Origin of the sequence: Kitasatospora albolonga (assembly GCF_039535905.1) — a bacterium.
GTDB lineage: Bacteria > Actinomycetota > Actinomycetes > Streptomycetales > Streptomycetaceae > Kitasatospora > Kitasatospora albolonga.
Genome location: NZ_BAAAYB010000143.1, coordinates 43,417 through 63,360, shown reverse-complemented (window position 1 = coordinate 63,360; position 19,944 = coordinate 43,417). Strand labels below are relative to the sequence as shown.

Sequence of the window (19,944 nt, the reverse complement as noted above, 5' to 3'; positions counted from 1 at the left end):
CCAACGGCCCTCGCGCCAACGGGATTTCGCCAGCGTGTCGTGCTCCTTGCGGTCCCCTCAGGGGGCCGGCGCGGACGGTGGCCGGACGGAGACGCTGGTGCTGGTCAGGCGCAGCGCCCCCGCGGCGGCCGCCCAGAGCTGGACACGCTGCGGGGAGGTGAACGGCTCCGGGGTGCCGGCCAGGCAGCCGGTGCCGAGGCGGCGGAGCCAGTCGGAGTGGAGGGTGTCCCAGGCGCCCCAGAGCTGTGGGGCGTCGCCCTCGCGGGGGAGGGGACGGGGTTCGTAGCGGTCAGGCATCGGGGGTCATCCGCCAGGGGAGAGAGGTGACGTGCTGGAAGGTGCGGTGCTCGGGGTGGGTGGTGAGGTGGGCGAAAGCCGCGCCGCGGGCGTCCTCGAAGTGGGTGGACGGCAGGGTGTTCCAGCCGCACGGGGCACCCTCCTCGTTCTCGCTGGCGCACTGGAACAGGTGCAGCGAGGGCAGCGCGTCGGGCTCCGGATCGGGAGCGAAGGTCCAGCTGGACACGGGAGTTCGGTCCTCTCGGGTGGGGTGTCAGTCGTCCGCGACCTCGGCCCAGACGGATGGCCGGCCGCCGTCTGGGCCGAGGTCGGTGGTGCCGTACCCGGTGACGTGGGTGCCGCCGAGGACGGCCAGCAGGCCGGGCCAGCGCTCCGGCGGGACGTCGGCGAGCGGGAGGGAGAGCCGGATCCGGGTGCCGTGGCGGGTGGTCTCGGCCAGGAGGCCGGTGGCCTCCTTGATCGCCGCCTGGACCTCGGACACGCGTGCGCCGTGCACTCGCCCCCCTCTATGCGTAGGGCTTCACTATATGCATAGAGTAAGGGTGAGTGGATACTCTGTCACCAACCTGCGACAACTGGGAGGACGCGCCCCATGAGTGACGAGCCATCCCCTTACCTCCACGTCGCGGAGCGGATCCGCGAACGCATCGTCGGAGGGGAGTTCGGCTCGGGTGACAGGCTCCCGTCCCTCACGCAGCTGATGGCCGACTACGGCTACAGCATCAGCGTCGGCCAGAAGGCGTACGGCCTGCTGGAGCAGGAGGGGCTGGTGGTCGCGCACCACGGGCGCGGCTACTTCGTCAGCTCGCAGGACGCACCCGCCCTGCTGATCCGCCGTCAGGGCGACGGCGTCACCGGCTCCTGGCGCTCCGAATCCGCCACCGCCCGGGCCACCGAGACAGTCGCGGCCCGCCTGGAGATCGAGGCCGGCGACCCGGTCATGCACACCAAGTACGTCCACCTGCTCGACGGCGCCCCCTCCTACCTGATGGAGAGCTGGGAGCCGATGGCCGTCACCGGCGGCACCCTGGTCGTCCTCCCCGAAGCCGGCCCCTACGGCGGCATCGGCGTCGTCGCCCGGATGGCCGCCATCGGCATCGAGGCCGGCCCGCCGGTCGAGCGCGTCACCGCCCGCGTCCTCACCCGCGCCGAGGCCCAGACCCTCACCACCACCCCGGGCACCCCGGCCCTCGCCATCGAACGCACCCACCACGACGCCGTCACCGGCCGCCCGGTCGAGACCGCCGACCTCCTCCTCCCCGCCGACCGCTGGGCCACCGAGTACGGCGACCGCCCACCCCGACGCGGCTGAACCCGGACGGCCGGAGGGGGAACGACGGAGACCGTCGTTCCCCCTCCGGCCGTCCGGCCCGTGACCGGGGTCAGAGCAGCGGGCCGCCGCCGAACGGGGCGTAGTAGTGGGTGTACTGGTCGCGGTAGTCGGTGCCGGCCGGGGGGTCGGGGACGTACTCGGGGGCGTGCTTGATCTCGTCCTTGGTGCGGGCGACCTGGATGCGTTCCTCCTCGTGGTCGATGCGCAGGACGGTGCCGGCGGGGAGGAGCACGTGCTTGCCGAAGATCCAGGGGCCGGTGTCGACCACCAGGTGGCTGGCGTCGACCTCTTCGGAGAGGCGGTGGACCTTGCCGATGTGGCCGTCGCTGGCGTCGACCGCGTAGCCGACCAGGTCGGCGCCCGAGACGAGGCCCGAGGCGTCGCTGAACTGCCAGAGGCCGGTGGCGTCGTGGCTCATGGCTCTGTCTCCTCTCGTTCCCGCGCCGCGGCCGGTCGCCGGGGCGCGCTCTGCGGCCGCGCCTACCCGGCTTCCCGGGAGCCACTCCCGGGATGTGAGCGCGATCACGTAGCGGTGTCGGGACCTGAACGGGTGTGCGGTGCGTGTGTTGGTAGGGACGACTGGTGCGACTACCGACGAACGGGGAGACGACTGTGCGATGGCGACCGGAGTACCCACGGCGGGGGCGGCGCGGGGTTCGCCGCTGGTTACCGTCCTGGCGGCAGGTGCTCGGAACCGCGGCGCTGGGGACGGCCCTGGTGGGCGGGGCGGTGTGCTGGAGGTACGCGGTGACCGACATACCGAAGGACCTCAACTCCTTCGCCACCCAGCAGAACAACGTCTACTTCTGGGCGGACGGCACCGAGATGGCCCGTACGGGGCTGGTGAACCGTCAGGAGGTGCCGCTGGAGACGGTGCCGGAGTCGGTGCGGTGGGCGGTGCTGTCGGCCGAGAACGCGTCGTTCTACTCGGATCCGGGGATCTCGGTGAAGGGGATCGGGCGGGCGGCGCTCACGCTGGTGACCGGCGGGGACACCCAGGGCGGGTCGACCATCACCCAGCAGTACGTGAAGAACATCTACCTCAACCAGGAGCAGAGCCTGGGCCGCAAGGTCGACGAGGCCTTCATCGCGGTGAAGCTCGACCGCAGGCTGAGCAAGGACGAGATCCTGGCCGGCTACCTCAACACCAGCTGGTTCGGGCGCGGGAGTTACGGCATCGAGCGGGCCGCGCTCGCCTACTACGGCAAGCACGCCTCCGAGCTCGGCCCGAGCGAAGGCGCCTTCCTGGCGGCGGTGTTGAAGGGGGCGGGGCTCTACGACCCGGTGCTGAGCCCGGACAACCGCAAGCGGGCGGTGGACCGGTGGTCCTGGACGCTGGACCGGATGGTGGAGACGGGCCACCTGAGCCGGGAGGAGCGGGCCCGGTACACCGAGTTCCCCGAGCCGAAGGAGCGTCAGCCGCAGACCGGGCTGAGCGGGCAGACCGGCTACCTGGTCGACCTGGCCCGCTCCTACCTGGAGGCCAACGGCGGGCCCTCGGCGGCCCAGCTCGACCTCGGCGGCTACCAGATCCGCACCACCTTCGAACGGGAGCGGACCGCCGCGCTCGGCCGGGCGGTCGAGGAGCAGGGGAAGAAGCTGGACGCCGCCCAACGCCCCGCCGACGTCAACGTCCGGGTGGGGGCGGCGAGCGTGGCCAACGACGGCCGGATCCTCGCGCTGTACGGCGGGCCGGACTACCTCAAACAGGGGTTCAACAACGCCAACACCTCGAACGTGCCCGCCGGTTCGGCCTTCGGGCCGATCGTCTACGCGGCCGGCCTCGACCACGGGGCGCAGCGCAAGCGCGGTGCGGCCAGGACGCCCGTCACCCCCGGGACGCCGTACGACGGCAACGACGGCATCAACGTGATGACGCCGGAGGGGCCGTACTGGGGTCGCAACGGCAAGATCGTGACCGCCGTCAACGACGGGCGGCGCTCCTACGGCACCATCGCGCTGCGCACCGCCGTCGAGCAGTCCGTCAACGGCCCGATGGCCCAACTCGGCCTGGACGTCGGCCTGGACCTGGTCCGCCGCACCGCGCTCGACCTCGGCATCCTGCCCGCCACCCTGGGCGAGGCGGTCCCGGCCTTCGCCCTCGGCAACTCCCGGCCGAGCGCGATCCGGACGGCCGGGGCCTACACCGCCTTCGCGGACGGAGGCCTGCGGACGGACCCGTACTCGGTCGCTGCGGTGACCCGGGGCGGGGAGCCGGTGGCGCTCCGACTCCCGGCCGCCGCACGGGTGTTGAAGCCGGAGGTGGCGCGGCAGGTCGACGAGGCGCTCAAGGGGGCGGTGCGGGAGGGCACAGCGGGGGCGGCGCGGGCCGCCGGGCCGCAGGTGGCGGGCAAGACCGGCACCACCCAGGACCGGACCGCGGGTTGGTTCGTCGGCTACGCGGGCGGGGTGTCCACCGCCGTGACGGTGTTCCGGATGGACCCGAAGACCATGCAGCTGTCGAGCCTGGAGGGGCTGGCCGGGGCCGACCCGAACACCCCGGACTGGAGCTACCCGGCGGCGGTCTGGGCCGGGTACGTGAACGCGTGATCCCGGGGGCGGTCTGTGCCGGGTACGTGAACGCGTGATCCCGGGGGCGCGAGGAACTGCGCGCAGCGGTAGGAGGCGACCCGAGTGCCGGGTACGGAAGCTCACTTGCAAGTGGATCCCCGTACCCGGCAGACGGGCCGGTTCCTACCGCTGCGCGCCCACGCGGCGGAGCCGCAAATCAGCAGAGCCCCGCGCCCCCGGTGTGACCCCTACTTGGCCCAGTCCAGGGGCTGCGCCGGGTCGAGCTGGCGGAGCTGCTCCAGGACCTTCGGGTCCTGGGCGTCCAGCCAGTCGGCCAGTTGGCGGAAGGAGACGCAGCGCACGCCCTCGCGGCGGCAGACGGACTTCACCACGTCCTCGACGGCCTGCATGTAGATGCCGCCGTTCCAGGTCTCGAAGTGGTTGCCGATGAACAGCGGTGCCCGGCTGCCGTTGTAGACCCGCTCGAAGCCGTTCAGGTAGCCGTCCCGGGTCTCCTTCAGCCAGGTGGGGTACTTGCGCGGGTCGCCCTCGGTGGTGTCGCCGGACTGGTTGGCCAGGAAGTTGAAGTCCATCGAGAGCACCTGGGTGGAGCGCCCGGGGTAGGGGAGCAGCTGGAGCGGGAAGTTCCAGATGCCCTCCTTCTTGACCGGCCAGACCTGGAACTCCCCGGTGGAGCTGGCGTCGTAGCGCCAGCCGTAGTTCTTGGCGGCGGCCAGCAGGTTCTTCTGGCCCTCCAGGCAGGGGGCCCGGCCGCCGGCCAGGTCCTTGCGGACGTCGAAGGGCAGCGGCGGGACGGAGGCCAGGCCGGTGTTGGTCTTCCAGTTCTCCACGAAGGAGTAGGCCTGGTCGATCTCCGAGCGCCACTCCTCGACGCTCCACTGGCCGCCGCCCTTGGCCTCGCAGAAGTGGCCGTTGAAGTGGGTGCCGATCTCGTTGCCCTCGCGCCAGGCCTCGCCCAGCTCGTGCAGGGTCTCCTCGATGTGGCCGTCGGTGGGGAAGGAGATCGCCGCCTCGCCCGGGGCGTGCTGCGGCGGGCGGTAGAGGGTGCGTTTGCTCTTGGGCACCAGGTAGATGCCGGTGAGGAAGAAGGTCATGTCCGCGTTGTTCTCCCGGGCCACCTTGCGGAAGCGGGAGAACAGGTGGTCGTCGTTCTCCAGCGCCCCGTCCCAGGAGAACACCACGAACTGCGGCGGCTTCTGACCGGGCGCCAGCTTCTCCACCGCCGGCTGGCCGGGCTGCGGCCCGGTGTAGGAGGTGGAGCCGTCGCCGATCACCCGGACCTGCCCGTCCCAGCTGGGCGAGGGGGACGGGGTGGGGGTGGGAGCGGGAGCGGGTGGAGTGGTGGTGGCGGAGGCCGTGGCGCCCACCGTCGTGACGGCGGGTCTGCCGCCGCCGGCCGTGGTCACCGCCAGGACCACCGTCACGGCGGCCGCCACCGCCCCCACCGAGAGTCGTACCCGTCCGGTCCGCCCGATTCCTGCCACCGTTACCGCCCCTGGATGTCCTCGCTCGTGAACTGACGATCAGTCACAAGGACGCTTCGGGCGTGTGCGATGGTTACGTTCGGGCAGCGGGCTGCCCGTTCGGGCAGCCCCTCGTGCCCCGTCAGCCGTCCAGGCGGTTGACGGCGGTGACGCGCAGGACGGCGCGGCCCTCCTCGTCGGAGCCGTAGAGGTCGACCTCGGCGCTGATGCCCCAGTCGTGGTCCCCGGCCGGGTCGTCGAAGATCTGCCGCACCCGCCAGGAGCCCTCCTCCGGGTCCTCCTCGATCAGCAGCATCTTGGGGCCGCGGGCGTCCGGGCCGGTGCCCAGGTCGTCGTGCTCGTCCCAGTACGGGTCCATGGCGTCCGCCCAGCGGTCCGCGTCCCAGCCGTACTCGTCGTCCAACTCGCCCAGCTCGGACCAGCGTTCGAGGGCGCAGAGCTCCACCCGGCGGAACATCTCGTTGCGCACCAGCACCCGGAAGGCCCGGGCGTTGGCGGTGACCGGGGCGGGCTTGTCGTCGAGGCGGACCTCGGGGGTGGCCGGGTCGGTCGGGTTGGCCAGCTGCTCCCACTCGTCCAGCAGGCTGGAGTCGACCTGACGGACCAGCTCGCCGAGCCAGGCGATGACGTCCTTGAGGTCGTCGGTCTTCAGGTCGTCGGGGACGGTCTGCTCCAGCGCCTTGAAGGCGCCGGCCAGGTACCGCAGCACGATGCCCTCGGTCCGGGCGAGCTCGTAGAAGCCGACGTAGTCCGAGAAGGTCATGGCCCGCTCGTACAGGTCGCGGACCACCGACTTGGGGGCCAGCTGGTGGTCGCCGATCCACGGGTGGGCCCGGCGGTAGACCTCGTAGGCGTGGGTGAGCAGCTCCTCCAGCGGCTTGGGGTAGGTGACCTCCTGGAGCCGCTCCATCCGCTCCTCGTACTCGATGCCGTCCCGCTTCATCTCGCCGATCGCCTCGCCGCGCGCCTTGTTCTGCTGGGCGGCGAGGATCTGGCGCGGGTCGTCGAGCGTGGCCTCGACCACCGAGACCACGTCCATCGCGTAGGCGGGCGACTCCTGGTCGAGCAGCTCGAAGGAGGCCAGCGCGAAGGTGGAGAGCGGCTGGTTGAGCGCGAAGTTCTCCTGGAGGTCCACGGTGAGGCGGACGATCCGGCCCTCGGCGTCCGGCTCCGGCAGCCGCTCGACCACGCCGCCGTCCAGCAGCGAGCGGTAGATGGCGATCGCGGTGCGGATGTGGCGGCGCTGGGCGGCCTTGTCCTCGTGGTTGTCCGTCAGCAGCTTGCGCATCGCCTCGAAGGCGTTGCCGGGGCGGCCGATGACCGAGAGCAGCATGGCGTGGCTGACCTTGAAGCGGGAGACCAGCGGCTCCGGGTCGGCCGCGATCAGCTTCTCGAAGGTCTCCTCGGACCAGGAGACGAAGCCGTCCGGGGCCTTCTTCCGGACCACCTTGCGCTTCTTCTTCGGGTCGTCACCGGCCTTGGCGACGGCCTTGTCGTTCTCGATCACGTGCTCGGGGGCCTGGGCCACGACCTGGCCGACGGTGTCGAACCCGGCCCGGCCGGCCCGGCCGGCGATCTGGTGGAACTCCCGGGCCCGGAGCATCCGGACCCGCTGGCCGTCGTACTTGGAGAGCGCGGTGAACAGCACCGTGCGGATCGGCACGTTGACGCCGACGCCGAGCGTGTCGGTGCCGCAGATCACCTTCAGCAGACCGGCCTGGGCCAGGCGCTCGACCAGGCGCCGGTACTTGGGCAGCATGCCCGCGTGGTGCACGCCGATGCCGTGCCGCACGTAGCGCGAGAGGTTGCGGCCGAACTTGGTGGTGAAGCGGAAGCCGCCGATCAGGTCGGCGATGGCGTCCTTCTCCGCCTTGGAGCACATGTTGATGCTCATCAGGGACTGCGCGCGCTCGACGGCTTCCTTCTGGGTGAAGTGCACCACGTAGACCGGCGCCTGACCGGTCTTCAGCAGCTCTTCCAGGGTGTCGTGGATGTTGGTGCGGCGGTACTCGTAGAACAGCGGGACCGGGCGGGTGGCAGAGCGGACCACGGTGGTCGGGCGGCCGGTGCGGCGGGTCAGGTCCTCCTCGAAGCGGCGGACGTCGCCGAGGGTGGCGGACATCAGCAGGAACTGCACCTGCGGCAGCTCCAGGATCGGGATCTGCCAGGCCCAGCCGCGGTCCGGCTCGGCGTAGAAGTGGAACTCGTCCATCACCACCTGGCCGATGTCGGCCCGGTCGCCGTCGCGCAGCGCGATGTTGGCCAGCACCTCGGCGGTGCAGCAGATGATCGGCGCGGTCGGGTTGACGCTGGCGTCACCCGTCATCATGCCGACCTGCTCGGTGCCGAAGACCTTCACCAGGTCGAAGAACTTCTCCGAGACCAGCGCCTTGATCGGCGCGGTGTAGAAGGTCCGCTTGCCCTCGGCCAGCGCCGCGAAGTGCGCACCGGCCGCCACCAGGCTCTTTCCGGAGCCGGTGGGGGTGGCGAGGATGACGTTGTTCCCCGAGACCAGCTCGATCAGCGCCTCCTCCTGGGCGGGGTAGAGCGTGATGCCGCGGTCCTGCGCCCATTCGGCGAAGGTCTCGTACAGCGCGTCGGGGGTGGCGGGCTTCGGCATCAGGTCCAGGAGGGTCACCGGGACATCTTGCCTGGTCGAGATCGTCTTGGGCAAAGGGGACGGGGGAGGGGATCGGAAGCGGATCAGGTGGGGGAATCCCGGCGGCGTCGGGCGCGTAATCCCCGGGTGCGAGTGGAAGAACTCCTAGCCTCAGCTCTCTACAGCGAGGAGCGGACGATGAGTCGAGTGGTACGCGCTGCCCTGTTCCAGACCTCCTGGGCGGGTGACCAGGAGGCGATGCTGGCGGTCCACGAGCAGGCGGCGCGGGACGCCGCCGCGCAGGGCGCGCAGGTCATCGGGTTCCAGGAGGTCTTCAACTCCCCCTACTTCTGCCAGGTCCAGGAGCCCGAGCACTACCGCTGGGCGGAGCCGGTGCCGGACGGCCCGACGGTGCGCCGGATGCAGGCGCTGGCCAAGGAGCTCGGCCTGGTGATCGTGGTGCCGGTGTACGAGGTGGAGCAGGCGGGCTTCTACTACAACACCGCCGCGGTGATCGACGCCGACGGGTCGTACCTCGGCAAGTACCGCAAGCACCACATCCCGCAGGTGAAGGGGTTCTGGGAGAAGTACTACTTCAAGCCCGGGAACCTCGGCTGGCCGGTCTTCGACACCGCCGTCGGGAAGGTCGGGGTGTACATCTGCTACGACCGGCACTTCCCGGAGGGCTGGCGGGCGCTGGGCCTGGCCGGGGCGGAGATCGTCTACAACCCCTCGGCCACCAGCCGCGGGCTGTCGGCCTACCTCTGGCAGCTGGAGCAGCCGGCCGCCGCGGTGGCCAACGAGTACTTCGTGGCTGCGATCAACCGGGTCGGCACCGAGGAGTACGGCGACAACGACTTCTACGGCACCTCCTACTTCGTCGACCCGCGCGGGCAGTTCGTCGGTGACGTGGCGTCCGACAAGGACGAGGAGCTGGTGGTCCGCGACCTGGACCTGGGGCTGATCGAGCAGGTCCGCCAGCAGTGGGCGTTCTACCGGGACCGCCGTCCGGACGCCTACGGCCCGCTGACGGAAGCCTGAGGGGGCGTCGGATGAGCAGGACGGTCATCCGCGGCGGCCTGGTGATCACCGCCGCCGAGGAGATGCACGCGGACGTCCTGGTGGAGGGCGAGCAGGTGGTGGCCCTGGCCGCCACCGGGAGCGACGCCGCCGACGCCTGGACGGCGGACCGGGTGATCGACGCCACCGGGCTGTACGTCATCCCGGGCGGGGTGGACGCCCACACCCACATGCAGCTGCCCTTCGGCGGCACCGAGGCCAGCGACACCTTCGAGACCGGTACCCGGGCCGCCGCCTTCGGCGGCACCACCACCATCGTGGACTTCGCGGTGCAGTCGGTCGGCTCCTCGCTGCGGGCCGGGCTGGACGCCTGGCACGACAAGGCGGCCGGGGTCTGCGCGATCGACTACTCCTTCCACATGATCCTGGGCGACGTCAACGACGCCAGCCTCAAGGAGATGGACCTGCTGGTGGACGAGGGCGTCACCTCGTTCAAGCTCTTCATGGCCTACCCCGGCGTCTTCTACAGCGACGACGGCCAGATCCTGCGGGCCATGCAGCGCGGCGCGGCCAACGGCGGGCTGATCATGATGCACGCCGAGAACGGCATCGCCATCGATGTGCTGGTGGAGCAGGCGCTGGCGGCCGGCCGGACCGACCCGCGCTACCACGGCGAGGTGCGGCGGGAGCTGCTGGAGGCCGAGGCCACCCACCGGGCGGTCAAGCTCTCGCAGGTGGCGGGCTCCCCGCTCTACGTGGTGCACGTCTCGGCCGCCTCGGCGGTGGCCGAGCTGGCGAAGGCCCGGGACGAGGGGCTGCCGGTCTTCGGCGAGACCTGCCCGCAGTACCTCTACCTCTCCACGGACAACCTGGCCGAACCGGGCTTCGAGGGCGCCAAGTACGTCTGCTCCACGCCGCTGCGGCCGCGCGAGCACCAGGCCGCGCTCTGGCGGGGCCTGCGCACCAACGACCTCCAGGTGGTCTCCACCGACCACTGCCCGTTCTGCTTCGTCGGGCAGAAGGAGCTCGGGCGCGGCGACTTCTCCAAGATCCCGAACGGACTGCCGGGCGTGGAGAACCGGATGGACCTGCTGCACCAGGCGGTGCTGGACGGCCACCTGACGCGGCGTCGGTGGATCGAGATCGCCTGCGCCACCCCGGCCCGGATGTTCGGCCTCTACCCGCGCAAGGGCACCGTCGCCCCGGGGGCCGACGCCGACCTGGTGGTCTACGACCCGGCCGCCGAGCAGACGGTCTCGGCCGCCACCCACCACATGAACGTGGACTACTCGGCCTACGAGGGCCGCCGGCTCACCGGCCGGGCCCGCACCGTGCTCTCCCGGGGGACGGTCGTGGTGGACGACGGCGTGTACCTCGGGCGGCCCGGCCACGGCCGGTACCAGCCGCGCTCGACCTGTCAGTACCTCTAGAGGAGCGTGACCTTGGACATCGGACTCGTCCTGCAGACCGACCCGCCGGCCCGGCTCCTGGTGGAGCGGATGAAGCGGGCCGAGGCGGCCGGCTTCACCCACGGGTGGACCTTCGACTCGGTGGTGCTCTGGCAGGAGCCGTTCGTCATCTACAGCCGGATCCTCGCCGAGACCTCCCGCCTGACCGTCGGCCCGATGGTGACCAACCCGGGCACCAGGACCTGGGAGGTGACGGCCTCGCTGTTCGCCACCCTCAACTCGATGTACGGCAACCGCACCGTCTGCGGCATCGGGCGCGGCGACTCCGCGATGCGGGTGGCCGGCCGCCGGCCCGCCACCCTGGACCGGCTGTCGGCCGCGATGCACGCGATCAAGGAGCTGGCCGAGGGCCGGGAGGCCGAGGTGGACGGCAGCCCGCTGCGGATCCCCTGGGTCGAGGAGGGCGCCGAGCTGCCGGTCTGGATGGGTGCGTACGGGCCCAGGGCGCTGGACCTGGCGGGCCGTCAGGCGGACGGCTTCATCCTGCAGCTGGCCGATCCCTTCCTGACGGAGTGGATGGTCAAGGCGGTGCGCTCGGCCGCCGAGAAGGCGGGCCGGGACCCGGCGGGCATCACGGTCTGCGTGGCGGCGCCCGCCTACGTCACCGAGGACGACTCGCCGCAGGTGCTGGCCCACGCCCGCGAACAGTGCCGCTGGTTCGGCGGCATGGTCGGCAACCACGTGGCCGACCTGGTCGGGCGCTACGGCGAGCACTCGGGGCTGGTGCCCGACGAGCTCACCGACTACATCCGCGACCGCAAGGGCTACGACTACTCCCACCACGGCCGCGCGGACAACCCCGACACCGCCTTCGTCCCCGACGCCATCGTGGACCGCTTCTGCCTGATCGGCCCGCCCGAGGCGCACCTGGCCAAGCTCCGGCAGCTGCGCGAGCTCGGCGTCGACCAGTTCGCGGTCTACGCGATGCACGACGCGATCGAGGGGACCATCGACGCCTACGGCCGGGAGGTGATCCCCGCCCTCTGACCCGACCGGTTCCGGCCAACGGTGGCATGTGCCGCAGGAAAGGGACGGTGGTGCGTTTACGGCCTGATGGTGGACCGCCAAACGTTCGGGCCGGTCACCACGGCGACGGGTGGTGCGGACGGTGCTGGTGGGGTTCCGGTGCTGGTCCGGGGCGGGTGGTGAAGGTGTGTCAGCTTGGCCGGTACGGGACTCACCGTGGGGAAAGTGTGCGGGGAATGGTGTGACTGCGGGGACGAACTACCGAACGTTTCGTCGAGGGCCCGCAGCCCCCACACATCCCTTGGGAGGGATCATGCGCGACGAGATCATGTTCCAGGACGACGCGGCCGACCTGGACCTGGACCTGCGGATCTCCGAGGTCTCGGAGGGGACCCAGCAGTTCGGCCAGGGCACCTACACCTCGCCCAGCAGCTACGCGATCGGCACCCGCTGCCCGGTCTGTTGCTGAGTGACTGAGTGACGGACGCGGAGCGGGCCCCCGGCCCGCTCCGCGTCCGCGTGTACGGGGTGGGCGGGACCGAGGGCGAGGGCGGGCGCGTGCGAGCTGAGTGGGACATCTTCGAGGTGCGGGAGCCGGTGCTGGTGCGGACGGCGAGCACGCCGCGCGCCGAGGCCGAGGCCCGGATCGACCCGACGGCGCCGCTGGCCGGGATACGGGAGCTGGCCGGCCGGCCGCTGCTCCGGCAGGCGGTCGAAGTGGCCAGCGGAAGCCTGGAGTCGAGCCTGCGGCGGCTGGCGGAGGACGAGGGCGCCGCGGCGCTCGGCCGCAGACGCACGCTCAGCGCGGCCCGCACCCTCACCCGCTACGCCCGCCGCTCCGGCGGACGCCCCACCCCCTTCGGCCTGTTCGCCGGCGTCGGCCGGGCCCGCTTCGGCGAGGTGGCCAAGGCCGGCCCGGTCGGTCCGGGGCGGGTCTCGGTCCGGGTGGACGGCGGCTGGCTGCACCGGCGGGTGCTGGACTGGCTGGCCGTGCCCGAGGTGCGCCGCCGCGTGGACGTGGTGCTGGACGACCTGGCCGTGCTCCGCGACGGCCGCCTCACCCGGGACGCCGAGGGCCGCGAGGTCTCCGTCCGGGACAACGCCGTGGTGGCCGCCGTGCGCGAGCGGGCGGGCGCCGCCCCGGTCGGCTACGCGGCGCTGCTGTCGCACCTGACGGAGCGTTTCCCCGCCGTCGGGGCCGAGCGACTGGACGGACTGCTGGCCGGGCTGGTCCAGCACGGCTTCCTGCGGACCTCGCTCACCCCGCACCGGATCGACGCGGCCCACCTGGACCGGATCGAGGCGGCGGTCGAGGGCGCGGTGCCCGGCGCGGCCGAGGGCCTGCGGGCCGTCCGCCGCGCGGCCGCCGCGCACGAACGCGACCTGCCGGGGGAGGGCCGGGAGTCCTGGCGGGCGCTGGTGGCGGCGGTCCGCGCCCTCGACCCGGCCGACCCGGCCGCCAACGAGCACCAACGGCCGCCCGTCCAGGTCGACCTGACCTTTCCCGGGGAGACGGTGCTGCCCGCCTCGGTGGGCGAGGAGGTGCGCCGCTACGCCGCCGCGGTCTGGGCGATGACCCCGGAGTGGGGCAGCCTGGCCCAGCTGCGGGACTACCGCGACCGCTTCGTCGAGCGCTACGGCACCGCCTCGGCCGTCCCGCTGGCGGACCTGATCGACCCGCACCGGGGCCTCGGCCTGCCGCCCGAGTACACCGCCGAGGACCCGTACCCCCGCTCCGGCCCCGGTGCCGAGGCCGACCGGCCGCGCCGGGCCGCGATCGCCGAACTCGTGCAGCAGGCCGTGCTGGAGGGCGGTGACCTGGTGCTCACCGACGCCGACGTGCGGCGGATCGGGCGGCTGGCCGAGCACGACCCGTCCGCCCGGCCGCCGCGCACCCTGGAGCTCTGCTTCCAGCTGCTCGCCGACGGCACCGACGCCCTGGACCGGGGCGAGTACCTGCTGCTCGGCAGCCCGCACATCGGCTCCTGGACGGCGGGCGCGACGGCCGGGCGCTTCGCCGAGGCCGCCGGGCTGACCGACTCGCTCGCCCGGCTGGTGGCCGAACCGGCCGACCAGGACGCGCTGTTGGCGCAGCTGGAGATCGCCCCGACCGACCCGCGCTCGCTCAACATCGTCCAGGTGCCGCGGCTGCTCCCGCACCGGATACCCGTCGGACTGCCGGACGACCGGACGGACCCGCACTGCCTGGACTGGCGCACTCTGCTGGTCGCCGCCGGCGCCGACGGCCTGCGGCTGCTGCACGGCCCGACGGGCCGTCAGGTGGTCCCGGTGCTGCCGCACATGCTGGCCCTGGACGCCCAGGCCCCGCCGGTGGCCCGCTTCCTGGTCGAACTGGCCGCCGCCCGGCCCCGGGTCTGGACCGGCTGGGACTGGGCCGGGCTGGACACCCTGCCCTACCTGCCGGCCGTCCGCTACGGGCGGGTGCTGGTCTCCCCGGCCCGCTGGCTGGCCGGGCGGCGGCTGCGGGAGGCGGCCGGGACCGCCGGGACGGCCGCCTGGGAGGGCGAGCTGGTGGAGTGGCGGCGGCGGTACCGGGTGCCGGACCGGCTGCAGATCACCCGCAACGACCAGATGTACCCCGTCGACCTGCGCGAACCCTGGGACCGGGAGCTGCTGCGCTCCGAACTCACCGCCGCCCAGCCGAGGTTCGTGCTCTACGAGGACCTGACCGCCGATCCGGCGCGGCTGGGGTGGAACTCCGGGCACGCCACCGAGATCGTGGTCCCGCTGGCCCGGGCCGGTGCACCCGTCCCCCGTCCGCCGGCCGAGGAGCGGGCACCGCTGCGGCGCGCGCCGAGCGCGGTGTTCCTGCCGGGGGAGGAGTGGCTGCACCTCAAGCTGTACGCCGAACCGGCTTCCCACGACGCGCTGTTGGCCGCGCACCTGCCCGCCCTGCTGGCCGAGGTGGAGGAGGACGTCGACCGCTGGTTCTTCCTGCGCTACCGCGACCCGCAGCCGCACCTGAGACTGCGGCTGCACGGCACCGACCCGGTGGCGCTGCACGGGCGGGTGCTGCCCGCGCTGGCGCGCGGCGTCCGGCGGCTGGTCGAGGCCGGGGCGGTGCGCACCGTCCTGCTCGACGGCTACCGGCCGGAGAGCGACCGGTACGGGGGCGAGGCGCTCCAGGAGGCGGTGGAGCGGCTCTTCCAGACGGACAGCCGCTCGGCGCTGGTGCAGCTCGCGGCCCGGCGGGCCGGGGCGGCGGCCGTGCCGGACGAAGTCCTGGCGGCCTTCGGGCACGGGCTGTTGCTCGCCTCCCTGGGGGACTGGGACTGGTGCTCCTGGGTCGACCACGCCTTCACCAAGGGCCCGGACCACGAGCTGTACCAGCGCCACCGGGCGCTGGCCGACGGGCTGCTGCGGCCGGGCGGCTTCGCGGAGGCCTGCGAGCGGTTGGGGATGCCGCAGCTGACGGCGGTGTGGGGCTCGGACGCGCCGCGCACCTACGGGGAGTCGATCCTCGCGGCCCCGGCGGCCGACCGGGACGAGGCGCTGCACTCCCTGCTGCACATGCGGCACAACCGGCTGTTCGGTACCGACCCCGCGGCGGAGGCGCGCGGCTACGCGGTGCTGCGCGGTGCCGCGCGGACGGTACTGGGCCGTCGCCGCACGGGCGCGGGCGCGGGGTGAGGCGGACACGGGCCGTGTCCGCCGCGCGCTCCGCGCCGCCCCGCCCCGGCTGTGCCCGCGCCGCACCGTACGGCGGTTGCGCTCGGTTTCGCTCCGGATCCCAACTCCTTTGGAAGGAAAGCCCGATGACCACTCCTGACCGTGCCGATCTGCGCGAGCGGGCCGGGGCCGTGTCGGCGGCCGTGCTCGACCGGCTGGCCGATCCGGTGGCGACCGCCGCCGCGACCGCGATCCCGGACGAGGCGGCGGAGGGCGGACGGGGGGAGAACGTCTGGGCCGAGCTGACCCTGGGGAGCGGGAGCCCCGGGCTGGCCATCGCGTTCAGCGGCGGGGCCTGGCCGGCCGAGGCGCGCGCCGCCCGGGCGCACGCGTACCTGGGGCAGGCGACCAGGGCGGTCGCGGAGGGCGGCACGGTGGCCAGCGGGATCTTCAAGGGGCCGGGAGCGCTGGCCTTCGCGGTGCTGCTGGCGCACCGGGCCACCGGCGGCTACGTCTCCGCACTGCACCGACTCGACGACTACCAGAGGGAGTTGGTCCGCACCGCGCTGCCCGCCGTGACCGACGCCCCGCTCACCACCATCGGCCACTACGAGGTGGTCCGCGGCATGACCGGGGTCGGCCGGTACCTGCTGGCCCGGGCGGAGGTCTGCCGGCCGGAGCTGGAGGCGGTGCTCGGCTACCTGATCGGACTCTCCCTCGGCGAGGTGGAGCACCGAGGCCACCGGGTGCCGCGCTGGTGGTCGCTGGACGCGCCCCGGACCGGCTCCGAGGCCGAGTTCCCCGACGGTCACCTCAACCTCGGCATCTCGCACGGCGTGGCCGGCCCGCTCGCGCTGCTCGCACTGGCCTGGCGACAGGGCGTGCGGCTGCCCGGCCAGGCGGAGGCGATCGAGGCGGACGCCGCGCTGCTCGCCCGATGGGCGGTCCGCGACGCCCGGGGGCCGTACTGGCCGCCGCACCTGACGCTGCGCCAGTACCTGGCCGGCCCCGAGGCCTTCGACGCCCCGCCCGGCTGGCCGTCCTGGTGCTACGGCGCCCCGGGCGTCTCCCGCGCCGTCCAGCTCGCCGGCCTGGCCCTCGACCGCCCCGAATGGACCGGCCTGGCCCGCCGCTCTGTGGAGCGCCTGCTCACCACACCCCTGGACACCTGGGGCCTGCACGACCACGCCCTCTGCCACGGCTGGGCCGGGGCCCTGCACCAACTCGGCCGCCTGAACGAGGAGTTCGGCGAGGAGCGGATCGAACGCGTCCGCGACCAGCTGGCCGCCCGCCTGATCTCCTCCTTCGACCCCGCCCTCCCCTTCGGCTACCGCTTCACCATGACCAAGGCCGACTACGGCAGCGACGTCTCCGGCTACCTGGACGGCGCGGCGGGCGTCGCCCTCGCCCTGGACTCCTACGCCACCCGGGGCACGGACTCGGGCTGGGACATGCCGCTGCTGCTCTCCTGAGCGAAATCCATTGGTGCGCAAGGCATTCCGAGCAGCACACTCGCCGCATGGGAACAGACATCCAGGGCTTCGTGGAATGCCGCATGACCTTCGGCATGCCGTGGGCCGATGACGAGGAGTGGTCGACGGCCGTCGACCTCGGCCTGTTGTACGACGCGCGGTCCTACGACGCCTTCGGCTGCCTGTTCGGCATCCGCAACCACGCCAACTTCGAACCGCTCGCTCCGTTCCGGGGCATGCCCGAGGACGTGGCGGAGGCGACCCGTGCCGCCTGGGATCCGGAGGCGCACGGTGAGACCTGGATCAGTTGGACGGAACTCGCCGCCGTTGACTGGGACGAGCCGGCGGGCGACGTGGACGGTCGCATCCACGAGTACCGGCGAGCCGAGGACGGTCGCTGGACCTACCACGGCAAGGCGGGCTGGAGCCGCGAGTTCGCCAGGGTCGCCGGACTGCCCGATCGCCCGGACGTCGGGTACGGCGGAGTGCGGTGGCCCGAGGGCACCGAGTGGCAGGACGGGGATGTGAGCTACCGGGTCGAACGGATGCGTCGCCGGGACGCCGTCCCGCCGGACGGGAGCTGGGCGCCGGTGTGGGCGGTCATGCGGACGTTCGCGGGGCTGCACGGCGGTGACAACGTGAGGCTGGTGGTCTGGTTCGACTGACCGCGCCCGTCCGCAGCACAGCCGTGAGGCGAACGCAATCGAACGTGATGGAGTGCGTTCGCCTGTGTTGACCGTCACATGACCGCCTCGGGACGATATCGCCCAAATGCTCCAGGGAGAGGTGTGTTCATCGTGACGGATAGTCAGCAGTCCAGGGCCGTCGTGCTGCGGGAGTTGCACAAGGACGGCGTGCTGGTGCTGCCGAACGCCTGGGACGCCGGAAGTGCGGCGTTGATCGCGCGGGCGGGGGTCAAGGCGATCGCCACCACCAGCGGCGGGGTGTCGTGGTCGCAGGGGAAGCCGGACCAGCAGGCGCTGAGCCGGGACGAGATGGTGGAGCAGGTGCGCCGGATCGCCGCGGCGGTGGAGCTGCCGGTGACGGCGGACGTCGAGGGTGGGTACGGGCCCGCGCCGGAGGACGTGGCGGCCACCGTGGAGGCGGTGATCGCGGCCGGTGCGGTCGGGATCAACCTGGAGGACTCCAAGCCGGACTTCACGCTGTTCTCCGCCGATGAGCAGGCCGAGCGGATCCGGGCGGCCCGCGCGGCGGCCGAGCGGGCCGGGCTGCCGGAGCTGGTGGTGAACCTGCGCACCGACGTGTTCCTGTTCGGGATCGGCGAGGAGGCGGGTCGTGCGGACGACGTGCTGGCCCGGGCCGCCGTCTACGCCGAGGCGGGGGCGGACGGCCTCTTCGTGCCGGGGCTGCTGGACCTCGCGGTGATCGCGGAGCTGGTCGAGGGCCAGCCGCTGCCGGTCAACGTGATGGCCGGGCCGGGGGGCGCCGACGGTGGCCGAGTTCGAGGCGGCCGGGGTCCGCCGGGTGAGCGTGGGCACCGCCGTGGCGCAGGCCGCGTACACGCTGGCGCAGCGCGCGGCCGAGGAGCTGGTGACCCACGGCAGCTACAACGAGCTGGCCGGGGCGCTGGACTTCGGCACGGTGAACGGCGCCTTCAGCCGCTGACCCGGCGGACGGTCGGCCGGCGGCCGGCCGGCGGTCCGGTGGACGACCGGGTTGGATGAGGGGGGTTGATCGGCCGGGTTGATCGGCCGGGCCGGTCAACGCTGTCGGTCAATCGCCGACTCCGCTGCAATGACCGGAAGTTGAGGCGGGTGGGCGGCCAGGGAGCCGCCCGCCCGCGCACCACATCCGAGCACAGCCGGCAGGGAGCGAGGACGAGCCAGTGACCACCACGGCCGAGAGCGGCACGACGAAACCGGCACCACCCCCACCGGGGGTGTTCGCCACCCTGCGGCAGACGCCGGTCTCCGTCCGGTACCTGCTGGGCGGTGTCCTGATCAACCAGATGGGCGCCTTCGTCCAGACCTTCCTGGTGCTCTACCTGACGGCCCGTGGGTTGTCGGTCGGGCACGCCGGACTGGCCCTGACCGCCTACAGCGTCGGAGCGGTGCTCGGCACCATCCTGGGCGGCGAACTGGTCCTGCGGTACGGCCCCAGGGCCACCATCACCGGGGCGATGGCCACCTCGGCGGTGATCCTGGTGCTGATCCCGACCCTCAGCGGCGCGGGCCGGTTCCCGCTGCTGCTGGTGGCCGTGGCGCTGGCGGGCCTGGCCACCCAGAGCTACCGCCCGGCGGCCTCGGTGCTGCTGAGCGACCTGATCCCGGCCGAGCACCGGGTGATGGGCTTCTCGATGATGCGGATCGCCCTGAACGGCGGCGCCGCGCTCAGCCCGCTGATCGCGGCCGGGCTGATCCTGCTCGACTGGGACCTGCTGTTCTACCTGGACGCGGGCACCGCCCTGGTGTACGCGCTGCTCGCGCTCACCCTGCTGCCCAAGGTGGCGGCGCCGGTGGACGAGGACGAGGAGGAGAAGGGCCCGAAGGGCGGCTACGGTGCGCTGCTGCGCGACCGCAAGTACCTGGCCTTCCTGGCCTCGGTGCTGCTGGGCTCGGTGATCTACGTCCAGTACACCGTGGCGCTGCCGCTGAAGATCAGCTCCGAGGGGCATCCGACCGCGCTCTACAGCACGGTGCTGACCGCCTCCTCGGTGATCCTGATCAGCTGCGAGCTCAAGCTCACCAGCTACGTGAAGCGCTGGCCGCCGTACCTGGCGGGCGGCGTCGGCACCGCGCTGATGGCCCTCGGGGTGGCCGGGTACGGCCTGCCGTTCGGCTCCGCGGTGACGATCGTGCTCTGCACGGTGGTGTTCGTGTTCGGCGTGATGATCAGCGGGCCGACCATGTTCGCCCACCCGGCCACCTACCCGGCGGCGGTGAAGGCCCGTTACATCGCGGCGCACCAGGCCGGGTTCGGGGTCGGGCTGGCGCTCGGCCCGACCCTGGGGGTGCTCGCCTGGAGCACGCTCGGGAACGGGATCTGGTGGGTCTGCGGGGTCGTCGGCCTGGTGGCCGCGCTCTGCGCCCACCTGGGCATGCGGGGGGCGAACGCCGCCTGACGCACCGACACACGGGGGAGTGGACCGCGGGGAGACACCCGGCGGTCCACTCCCCCGTGT

General features: G+C 72.7%; 16 protein-coding genes and 1 pseudogene. 11 read left to right on the top strand and 6 right to left on the bottom strand.

Annotated features, from left to right (window positions below; genetic code table 11):
• Nucleotides 1-57: 57 nt before the first annotated feature.
• From ABD946_RS34905 to ABD946_RS34895, 3 genes are read right to left on the bottom strand one after another with little or no spacing between them, the layout of a single operon-like run.
• Nucleotides 58-297 (bottom strand): hypothetical protein, encoded by a 240-nt coding sequence (locus tag ABD946_RS34905; RefSeq protein WP_345289694.1) that lies wholly within the window; start codon nt 295-297, stop codon nt 58-60.
• A complete protein-coding gene (locus tag ABD946_RS34900; protein WP_345289693.1) occupies nt 290-523 on the bottom strand; it encodes a DUF7848 domain-containing protein in 234 nt (77 codons plus the stop codon). Before ABD946_RS34900 ends, ABD946_RS34905 begins: the two co-directional genes overlap by 8 nt.
• 27 nt (nt 524-550) lie before the next feature.
• On the bottom strand, nt 551-778 hold the full coding sequence (locus tag ABD946_RS34895; RefSeq protein ID WP_345289691.1) for a hypothetical protein: 228 nt from the start codon (nt 776-778) through the stop codon (nt 551-553).
• A gap of 111 nt (nt 779-889) precedes the next feature.
• Here ABD946_RS34895 and ABD946_RS34890 point away from each other — a divergent pair, with 111 nt between their 5' ends.
• The gene (locus ABD946_RS34890; RefSeq protein WP_345289690.1) at nt 890-1,609 is read left to right on the top strand and encodes a GntR family transcriptional regulator; all 720 of its coding nucleotides are present in this window, start codon (nt 890-892) and stop codon (nt 1,607-1,609) included.
• Between the two features lie 70 nt (nt 1,610-1,679).
• On the opposite strand, the gene ABD946_RS34885 is transcribed toward ABD946_RS34890, so the two are convergent.
• Nucleotides 1,680-2,048: a PRC-barrel domain-containing protein gene (locus tag ABD946_RS34885; protein ID WP_345289689.1), complete on the bottom strand. Its 369-nt coding sequence runs from the start codon at nt 2,046-2,048 to the stop codon at nt 1,680-1,682.
• 329 nt (nt 2,049-2,377) lie between these two features.
• On the opposite strand from ABD946_RS34885, the gene ABD946_RS34880 reads away from it, so the two are divergent.
• Nucleotides 2,378-4,180 (top strand): transglycosylase domain-containing protein, encoded by a 1,803-nt coding sequence (locus tag ABD946_RS34880; protein WP_345289688.1) that lies wholly within the window; start codon nt 2,378-2,380, stop codon nt 4,178-4,180.
• Between the two features lie 209 nt (nt 4,181-4,389).
• Here the strand turns inward: ABD946_RS34880 and ABD946_RS34875 are convergent, their stop codons facing one another.
• Nucleotides 4,390-5,646 (bottom strand): polysaccharide deacetylase family protein, encoded by a 1,257-nt coding sequence (locus ABD946_RS34875; protein ID WP_345289687.1) that lies wholly within the window; start codon nt 5,644-5,646, stop codon nt 4,390-4,392.
• 121 nt (nt 5,647-5,767) lie between these two features.
• Nucleotides 5,768-8,266: a DEAD/DEAH box helicase gene (locus ABD946_RS34870; protein WP_380149274.1), complete on the bottom strand. Its 2,499-nt coding sequence runs from the start codon at nt 8,264-8,266 to the stop codon at nt 5,768-5,770.
• Nucleotides 8,267-8,443: 177 nt separating this feature from the next.
• On the opposite strand from ABD946_RS34870, the gene ABD946_RS34865 reads away from it, so the two are divergent.
• The 9 genes and pseudogenes from ABD946_RS34865 to ABD946_RS34825 all read left to right on the top strand — a co-directional run bounded on the left by ABD946_RS34865 (nt 8,444) and on the right by ABD946_RS34825 (nt 19,884).
• Nucleotides 8,444-9,286, top strand: a complete 843-nt coding sequence (locus ABD946_RS34865; protein WP_345289685.1) for a nitrilase-related carbon-nitrogen hydrolase — start codon at nt 8,444-8,446, stop codon at nt 9,284-9,286.
• An 11-nt stretch (nt 9,287-9,297) separates the two neighbouring features.
• The gene (hydA, locus tag ABD946_RS34860) at nt 9,298-10,695 is read left to right on the top strand and encodes a dihydropyrimidinase (RefSeq protein WP_345289684.1); all 1,398 of its coding nucleotides are present in this window, start codon (nt 9,298-9,300) and stop codon (nt 10,693-10,695) included.
• 12 nt (nt 10,696-10,707) lie between these two features.
• On the top strand, nt 10,708-11,721 hold the full coding sequence (locus ABD946_RS34855; protein ID WP_345289682.1) for a TIGR03842 family LLM class F420-dependent oxidoreductase: 1,014 nt from the start codon (nt 10,708-10,710) through the stop codon (nt 11,719-11,721).
• A 292-nt stretch (nt 11,722-12,013) separates the two neighbouring features.
• Nucleotides 12,014-12,169, top strand: a complete 156-nt coding sequence (gene lanA / locus ABD946_RS34850) for an SCO0268 family class II lanthipeptide (RefSeq protein WP_345289681.1) — start codon at nt 12,014-12,016, stop codon at nt 12,167-12,169.
• Between the two features lie 89 nt (nt 12,170-12,258).
• Nucleotides 12,259-15,351, top strand: a complete 3,093-nt coding sequence (locus ABD946_RS34845; RefSeq protein ID WP_345289680.1) for a lantibiotic dehydratase — start codon at nt 12,259-12,261, stop codon at nt 15,349-15,351.
• Nucleotides 15,352-15,476: 125 nt separating this feature from the next.
• A complete protein-coding gene (locus ABD946_RS34840) occupies nt 15,477-16,802 on the top strand; it encodes a lanthionine synthetase C family protein (protein WP_345289679.1) in 1,326 nt (441 codons plus the stop codon).
• A gap of 47 nt (nt 16,803-16,849) precedes the next feature.
• On the top strand, nt 16,850-17,467 hold the full coding sequence (locus ABD946_RS34835; RefSeq protein ID WP_345289677.1) for a hypothetical protein: 618 nt from the start codon (nt 16,850-16,852) through the stop codon (nt 17,465-17,467).
• A 78-nt stretch (nt 17,468-17,545) separates the two neighbouring features.
• Nucleotides 17,546-18,428, top strand: a pseudogene (locus ABD946_RS34830) (isocitrate lyase/PEP mutase family protein).
• A 220-nt stretch (nt 18,429-18,648) separates the two neighbouring features.
• Entirely contained in the window at nt 18,649-19,884 is a 1,236-nt protein-coding gene (locus ABD946_RS34825) for an MFS transporter (RefSeq protein WP_345289676.1), read from the top strand.
• Nucleotides 19,885-19,944: the final 60 nt, after the last annotated feature.

Coding starts and splice junctions, on each gene's coding strand:
- ABD946_RS34905 (WP_345289694.1), bottom strand. CDS start 297: ATGCCTGACCGCTACGAACCCCGTCCCCTCCCCCGCGAGGGCGACGCC.
- ABD946_RS34890 (WP_345289690.1), top strand. CDS start 890: ATGAGTGACGAGCCATCCCCTTACCTCCACGTCGCGGAGCGGATCCGC.
- ABD946_RS34885 (WP_345289689.1), bottom strand. CDS start 2,048: ATGAGCCACGACGCCACCGGCCTCTGGCAGTTCAGCGACGCCTCGGGC.
- ABD946_RS34870 (WP_380149274.1), bottom strand. CDS start 8,266: ATGCCGAAGCCCGCCACCCCCGACGCGCTGTACGAGACCTTCGCCGAA.
- ABD946_RS34865 (WP_345289685.1), top strand. CDS start 8,444: ATGAGTCGAGTGGTACGCGCTGCCCTGTTCCAGACCTCCTGGGCGGGT.
- hydA (WP_345289684.1), top strand. CDS start 9,298: ATGAGCAGGACGGTCATCCGCGGCGGCCTGGTGATCACCGCCGCCGAG.
- lanA (WP_345289681.1), top strand. CDS start 12,014: ATGCGCGACGAGATCATGTTCCAGGACGACGCGGCCGACCTGGACCTG.
- ABD946_RS34840 (WP_345289679.1), top strand. CDS start 15,477: ATGACCACTCCTGACCGTGCCGATCTGCGCGAGCGGGCCGGGGCCGTG.
- ABD946_RS34835 (WP_345289677.1), top strand. CDS start 16,850: ATGGGAACAGACATCCAGGGCTTCGTGGAATGCCGCATGACCTTCGGC.